Origin of the sequence: Gordonia oleivorans, assembly GCF_040044975.1 — a bacterium.
Lineage (GTDB): Bacteria > Actinomycetota > Actinomycetes > Mycobacteriales > Mycobacteriaceae > Gordonia > Gordonia oleivorans.
In genome coordinates this window covers 145516-151524 of the sequence record NZ_JBDZDI010000011.1, presented here as the reverse complement: position 1 = coordinate 151524, position 6009 = coordinate 145516, and the positions used below count along the sequence as shown (strand labels likewise).

Annotated in this window: 6 protein-coding genes and 1 pseudogene; 2 read left to right on the top strand and 5 right to left on the bottom strand. The window is 67.4% G+C overall.

Going from position 1 to position 6009, the window contains the following annotated elements:
• The coding region (locus ABLE92_RS16570) for a DUF222 domain-containing protein (protein WP_348805836.1) at positions 1 to 648 on the bottom strand (648 nt) is incomplete at its 3' end.
• 108 nt (positions 649 to 756) lie between these two features.
• Complete coding sequence (locus ABLE92_RS16565; protein WP_348805835.1) at positions 757 to 1200, bottom strand: GNAT family N-acetyltransferase; 444 nt, start codon at positions 1198 to 1200, stop codon at positions 757 to 759.
• Positions 1201 to 1337: 137 nt separating this feature from the next.
• Here ABLE92_RS16565 and ABLE92_RS16560 point away from each other — a divergent pair.
• Positions 1338 to 1733 (top strand): annotated as a pseudogene (locus ABLE92_RS16560) (class I SAM-dependent methyltransferase); the annotation flags it as partial.
• A gap of 10 nt (positions 1734 to 1743) precedes the next feature.
• On the opposite strand, the gene ABLE92_RS16555 reads toward ABLE92_RS16560, so the two are convergent.
• From ABLE92_RS16555 to ABLE92_RS16545, 3 genes are all read right to left on the bottom strand, one after another.
• Positions 1744 to 2910 (bottom strand): DMT family transporter, encoded by a 1167-nt coding sequence (locus ABLE92_RS16555; RefSeq protein ID WP_348805834.1) that lies wholly within the window; start codon positions 2908 to 2910, stop codon positions 1744 to 1746.
• Positions 2907 to 3488: a TetR/AcrR family transcriptional regulator gene (locus tag ABLE92_RS16550; protein ID WP_348805833.1), complete on the bottom strand. Its 582-nt coding sequence runs from the start codon at positions 3486 to 3488 to the stop codon at positions 2907 to 2909. The genes ABLE92_RS16555 and ABLE92_RS16550 overlap by 4 nt, the downstream gene beginning before the upstream one ends.
• A 102-nt stretch (positions 3489 to 3590) precedes the next feature.
• Positions 3591 to 4079, bottom strand: coding sequence for a MarR family winged helix-turn-helix transcriptional regulator (locus tag ABLE92_RS16545; RefSeq protein WP_348805832.1), 489 nt, complete (start codon positions 4077 to 4079; stop codon positions 3591 to 3593).
• 95 nt (positions 4080 to 4174) lie between these two features.
• On the opposite strand from ABLE92_RS16545, the gene ABLE92_RS16540 reads away from it, so the two are divergent.
• A complete protein-coding gene (locus ABLE92_RS16540) occupies positions 4175 to 5977 on the top strand; it encodes an ABC transporter ATP-binding protein (protein WP_348805831.1) in 1803 nt (600 codons plus the stop codon).
• Positions 5978 to 6009: the final 32 nt, after the last annotated feature.

Below are 6009 nucleotides of genomic sequence, written 5' to 3'. Positions count from 1 at the left end.
GATGTCGGGGTCGTCGGTGGTGCGGGTGCGTTCGTATTCGGCGCGGACGATGGCGGCGAGGAAGCCGGCGCCGTCGAGGGGTGTCAGGCGCATGCTGACGGTGAGGGTGTCGTCGGTGTTCCAGCGCCAGCTGGCGGTGGATTGTGGTGGGCGGTTGTGTTTTTGGTAGCGGTGGTCGTCGATGTTGCGCATGGCGCGGACGAGGAGTTCGACTTGGGCGGCGTCGGCGGACAGGGCGAGGTTGAGGAGTTCGGGTTCGCGGTCGGGGGTGGCGACGCGGGTGATGGCGCGGACTTTGGAGTAGGAGAGTTGTCCGTGGGTGAAGGCGGTGTGGATGCGGGGGAGGTTGCGGAGGGCGCGGGCGACGCGGACGTGGTCGTGGGCGGTGCGCATGGAGAGTCCGGCGCGTAGGGACAGCCAGTGGGCGAGGGAGAGGATGCCGTCGCCGACCCAGGTGTGGCGGTCTTCGAATTCGGCGAGGAGTTCGAGGAATCGTGCGGTGAGGGTGGCGATTTGGGCGGCGTGGCCGAGGAGGCGTTCTTCGATCTGGACGGAGCTCAGTTCAGTGGGTGGGGTGGTGTCGAAGAGGTCGGTGGCGTCGCAGCGGGGTGTGGTCGACGGTGCGGTGGTGGCGGTCGGGGCGGGCATGGTGGACCTCCGGGGTCGGTGTTGCGTTCGATGACTCAGGGTATCGATCACCACCGACAGAATCGGCTCCCGAGCGTTCCGCGGAACGCTCGGAACGTCCACCGACACTCAGTCGATCTCGACCTCGTAGACCACGAACACGCTGGTGGCGAGCCGGTCGTAGAGTCGACGAGCGGTCGAGTTGTCCTGCGCGGTCTGCCAGTACACCTTGGGGAGGTCATGCGCGGCGGCCCACGCCGTCACATGCTCGACGAGTGCGGCTCCCACGCCCGAGGATCGTGCGTCGGCCGCGACGTAGAGATCCTCGAGATAGCAGTATGGCGTCTCGCTCCAGGTCGATGGGTGGGTGAGCCAATGGACGATACCGACGACGGCGCCGTCGGAGACGGCCGCCGCACCCCACATGTCCACGGCATCATCGAGTAGTCGTCGGAAGGTGAGTTCGGTCTGCGCCTCGCTGAGATGGTGACGATAGAACTCGAGGTAGCCGTGCCACAGTGGCAGCCAGGCATCGTGGTCGTCGACGGTCAGCGGCCTCACATGCACACTCATCGTTTCAGTATGGAGGGTCGCCGGCGTTGAAGAGCGCGAGGCGCTGTCGCCGACGCCGCCATCGCACTACCATCGGCGACATGAAATCGCCCCGCCACTCGATCACGCGGCTCGACACCACTTCCCATGAGCTGTGAATGAAGCGGGCGAAAAGCGTTGAGGTGGAACAATCTCGGCGTCGTCACGGGGGCAGCCCGGCTGGCACGCGATGGAATCACAACACTCACTACCATCGGCTGATCATGGATGCGGTGCCCGCCCATGCGTGCACCGCGCTCGACGTCGGGACCGGCGACGGACTGCTCGCAGCCGAACTTCGTGCACGGATTCCCGAGGTGGTCGCCATCGACCTCGATGAGGGCGTGCTGAACCGCGCGCGGAGCGAGGCGACAGGCATCGAATGGATTCGAGGCGACGTGATGGACCATCCGTTCGGCCGGACCTTCGACGTCGTCGCCTCGGTGGCGACGCTGCATCACCTTCCCGATCCGGCCGCGGCGTTCCGGAGGTTGTCCGACCTGACATCGCCGGGCGGAACCCTGATCACGGTCGGCCTCGCACGGCCGACTCGGATATCGGAGCACGGTCTCGGTCTGCTGGGCGTTGTGCAGCATCGGTGGCTGTCACTGCGGCGTGGACACTGGGAGCATTCGGCGCCGACGGTGTGGCCGCCGCCGCACTCGTACACCGAGGTACGTCGGTGTGCGATGCGGGAATTACCTGGTGCGCAATGGAAGTTGCTGCCGTTGTTCCGGTATGCCGTGACGTGGCACAAGCCGATGGCGTGACGTCCCGGGGTGCGCGTGTTCGGCGCGGGACGGTGAGCACCGCCAGACATGCGGCGATGAGCAGGATTCCCACCCATCCGGCCGCCGGGAGTTGTTCGCCCACAACGGCGACGGCGAGAACCGCCGCGACGGCCGGTTCGAGCAGGGTGAGCGTGGTGGCGGTCCCGGCGGTGACATGGCGTAGGCCCCAGCCGAAGGCGAGATAGCCGACGAACATCGGGATGAGGGCCAGGTAGATTCCCACGCCGAGGTTCGTCCATGAGGACAGCAGTGGCGCACCGGTCGCGAGGATGACCGGCACCAGCAGGAGCCCACCCACACCGAAGATGGTGCCCATGGACGCGGCCGCGGAGATGCTGTGCGACATCAGTCGGTGGGCCGCCCAGGAATACAACGCGTACGTCGTCGCAGCAACGAGGCCGAGGCCGATACCGAACAGCGTTCGCAGCGCACCCGCGTCGGAGGTGCCGGGGGCCGCGGCGTGCGCCACGCAGAGCAGGACGGTCCCGGCGACACCGAGGCCGGTCGCCACCATCCACCGCCGGGTCAGTGGCCGGCCGTCGGCGACGCGTTCGATGAGTGCGCAGGCCAGTGGGGCGGCGCCGATCGACACGACGGTGCCCGTCGCGACCCCGGCCAGATGCATCGAGCTGTAGAACGCGAGTGGATAGATCGCGACCGATGCGGCGCCGACCGCGACCGTGGTGCGGTGGGCACGCAGATCCCTGGCATGGCTGCGGATCCCGCCGGCGGCGACACCGGCCTGGAGGAGGCCGCCGACACCCATGGCCACCGCGCCGATCGCGAGAGGGCTCACGCCCGGGGCGAAGGTGGCGGCGGTGCCGGTCGTTCCCCACAGCGTTGCCGCGAGGAGAACGAGCAGTGTTCCCAGCCGCGTGGTCGCGCGGTCGGAGCGGTTCACAGGTCCTCGAGAAGCTCGACGGCCAGGCTGCGGGCGTGCTGCAGACGCGTGTCGTCGCCGTCGAGTCCGGCGCGAACCATCGCCCCCTCCAGCAGGAAGCTCAGGTGTTCGGCGAGTCGGTTCGCGCGGTCGGGCCGGTCGGGGAGGAGTGCCTCGAGATGGTTCGCGATGAGGCGTTCGACGTGGTCCTTGTGGGCGGCGACGATGGCGCGGCCCGCGTCGCCGACGGGAAGCTCGGCGGCGGCGTTGAGCAACCCACATCCGCGGAATCCGTGGTCGTAGGCGAACGCGGCGTGGTCGAGGTAGGCGTCGAAGACGGCGAGGACACCGTGACGCGGGTCGGTGTCGGCACCCAGTCGTAGCCGGTAGAGCTCGAGCCATTCGGCATGCCGGTCGTCGAGGTAGGCGTTGACCAGGTCGGCCTTCGACGCAAAGTTGTTGTAGAGGCTCATCTTTGCGACTCCGGCGTCGGCGGTGATGGTGTCGATGCCGGTGGCGGTGACGCCGTCGGCGTAGAAGCGCCGGGCAGCGGCGGCCATCAGCCGTTCGCGAGCGGGACGCGGTCTGCTCGTGCCCATGCCTGACCCTCCATGGCAGCTGATTAGGTAGATCTGTCTACCCAGTAGACCGCGCATGCGTCGGCGTGGCCAATCGCCGGGACGGGACCGGCGGGACGTGGGTCAGGGTGCCGGCGCAGGATGCGGCGGCCGGCACCGATCGTCGTCGGCGTGTGCCGTGGTGAGCCGGCGCAGCAGTGTGCCGAGTTGCGTGCGCTGATCCTCGGTGAGGAGCGCGAAGAAGTCCTCGGCGTCGGTGGCCTGCGCTTGCTGAAGTTCGGCGAGCACGCGTCGGCCTTCGGGTGTGGTGCGCACACAGCGTGCGCGACGATCACGTTCGTCGGGCACCCGTTCGGTCAGTCCCCGGTCCTCGAGCCGGTCGATCACCTCCGTCGCCGATCGGGGGGCGATCCGAAGGCGCTGTGCGATCTCGCCCAGGCGTGGATTCTCGCTGTGGGCGACGACCCGCAGGGCCCGTGCCTCGTGCGGGGAGAGGTGCCAGGGATCGAGCGTGCCGACCCATCGGCGACGCAGGGCGCGGGAGGTGGTCATCACCAAGTCCCGGAGTGATTCGCGGTCGGCGTCGTCGGCGTGGTCGGGTGCCTCGGGCATAAAAGGGATGCTACCTCAGTTGGTACTGGCGATACCATGAGGGAACCTCAGCATGATCAAAGGAGGTGGGTGCCCTGACAGCCCCTCAATCTGTGATGCCTCAACGTGGTGGACCGGCGCGCGTGAATCCGGCCGACCGCATTCAACTGGACAACAGTCCCGTCAGTCTGCGCCGCGTCGCGGCGCTGTTCACGCACTACCGACTGCGTATCGCCGTCGTGATGGTTCTCATCGTCGTATCGTCGGTGATCACGCTCGCCAATCCGTTCCTCGTCCGCGCCGTGATCGATCACGCGATCCCGAAACAGGACGTGACCCTGCTGGTGTGGGCGGTGGTGGCCATGATCGGCATCACCGTCGTCAGCTCCGTCCTCGGTGTGCTGCAGACCTGGATCTCCACCACAGTCGGGCAGCGCGTGATGCACGACCTGCGAACCCGGGTGTTCGCGCACCTGCAGCGGCAGTCTCTGGGCTTTTTCACGCGCACTCGCGGGGGAGAGGTGCAATCCCGGCTAACCAACGACATCGGCGGCATGCAGACCGTCGTCACCACGACCGCCACGTCGGTGGCCGCCAATCTCACCACGGTCGTCGGTACCGTCGTCGCGATGGTGGTGCTCAGTTGGCAGCTGTCGTTGCTGTCGCTGGTGGTGGTGCCGCCGGCGATCTGGCTGACCCGCACCGTCGCCCGGATGCGGCGCGAGGTCACCGCCGCACGGCAGCGCACCCTCGCCGACATGCAGACCCAGATCGAGGAATCGTTGTCGATCGGCGGCATCCAACTGTCCAAGACCCTGGGTGCGGGACCCGTGCTCGCCGAACGATTCTCCGACACCTCGCACCGCCTCGTCGATCTCGAGGTGCGTTCACAGCTGTCGGGGCGGTGGCGGATGGCGACGATGAACATCATCTTCGCGACGATCCCGGCACTGCTCTATCTGGTGGCCGGACTGCCGGCGACCTCCGGTGGCATGACGATCGGCACCCTGGTCGCCTTCACCGGACTACAGGCGGCACTGTTCCGTCCGCTGATGGGTCTGCTCGATGTGGGTGTCAGCATCACCAGCTCGCTGGCCCTGTTCAGCCGGATCTTCGAGTATCTCGACCTTCCCGTCACCATTGCCGATCCGGAACATCCGGTGCCACTGCAGGATCCACGTGGTGCTGTCCGGTTTGACGATGTTGTGTTCCGCTACGAGGGTGCAGCCACCAACGCACTGGACGGAATCGACATCGACCTGCCCGCAGGCGGATCACTGGCGCTGGTCGGCGAAACCGGTTCGGGCAAGACCACTCTCGCCTCCCTGGTGTCGCGACTGCACGACGTGGACCACGGATCGGTGAGCATCGACGGAGTCGACGTCCGCGACATCTCCCTCGCCGACCTCGCGAAGCTGGTCGGTGTGGTGTCGCAGGAGACGTACCTACTGCATGCCAGCATCCGTGACAACCTGCGCCATGCCCGGCCCGACGCGAGCGATGCCGAGATCGAGGCGGCGGCACGCGCCGCACAGGTGCACGATCTCGTTGCCGCGCTGCCCGACGGCTACGACACCCTCGTCGGTGCCCGCGGGCATCGGTTCTCCGGCGGTGAGAAGCAGCGAATCGCGCTGGCGCGCACACTGTTGCGCAACCCGAAGATCCTCGTGCTCGACGAGGCCACCAGTGCGTTGGACAACGAGACCGAACGTGCGGTGCAGGCCGCCGTCGACGCCGCCAGTCGGGGACGTACCACCATCACGGTGGCGCACCGACTGTCCACGATTCGTGACGCCGACCAGATCCTGGTGCTCGATCACGGACGTGTCGTCGAACGGGGAACCCACGACGAACTGCTGGCACAGGGTGGTCGCTATGCACGGCTGCTCGCGCGAGGCGACGTGCCCGTGGCCGCATGATGGAGGTCGTTGCGCTCGAGGCTCGTCGGACG

Excerpts from the sequence above, each read along its gene's own strand:
- ABLE92_RS16565 (WP_348805835.1), bottom strand. The coding sequence starts at position 1,200 with ATGAGTGTGCATGTGAGGCCGCTGACCGTCGACGACCACGATGCCTGG.
- ABLE92_RS16550 (WP_348805833.1), bottom strand. The coding sequence starts at position 3,488 with ATGGGCACGAGCAGACCGCGTCCCGCTCGCGAACGGCTGATGGCCGCC.
- ABLE92_RS16545 (WP_348805832.1), bottom strand. The coding sequence starts at position 4,079 with ATGCCCGAGGCACCCGACCACGCCGACGACGCCGACCGCGAATCACTC.
- ABLE92_RS16540 (WP_348805831.1), top strand. The coding sequence starts at position 4,175 with ATGCCTCAACGTGGTGGACCGGCGCGCGTGAATCCGGCCGACCGCATT.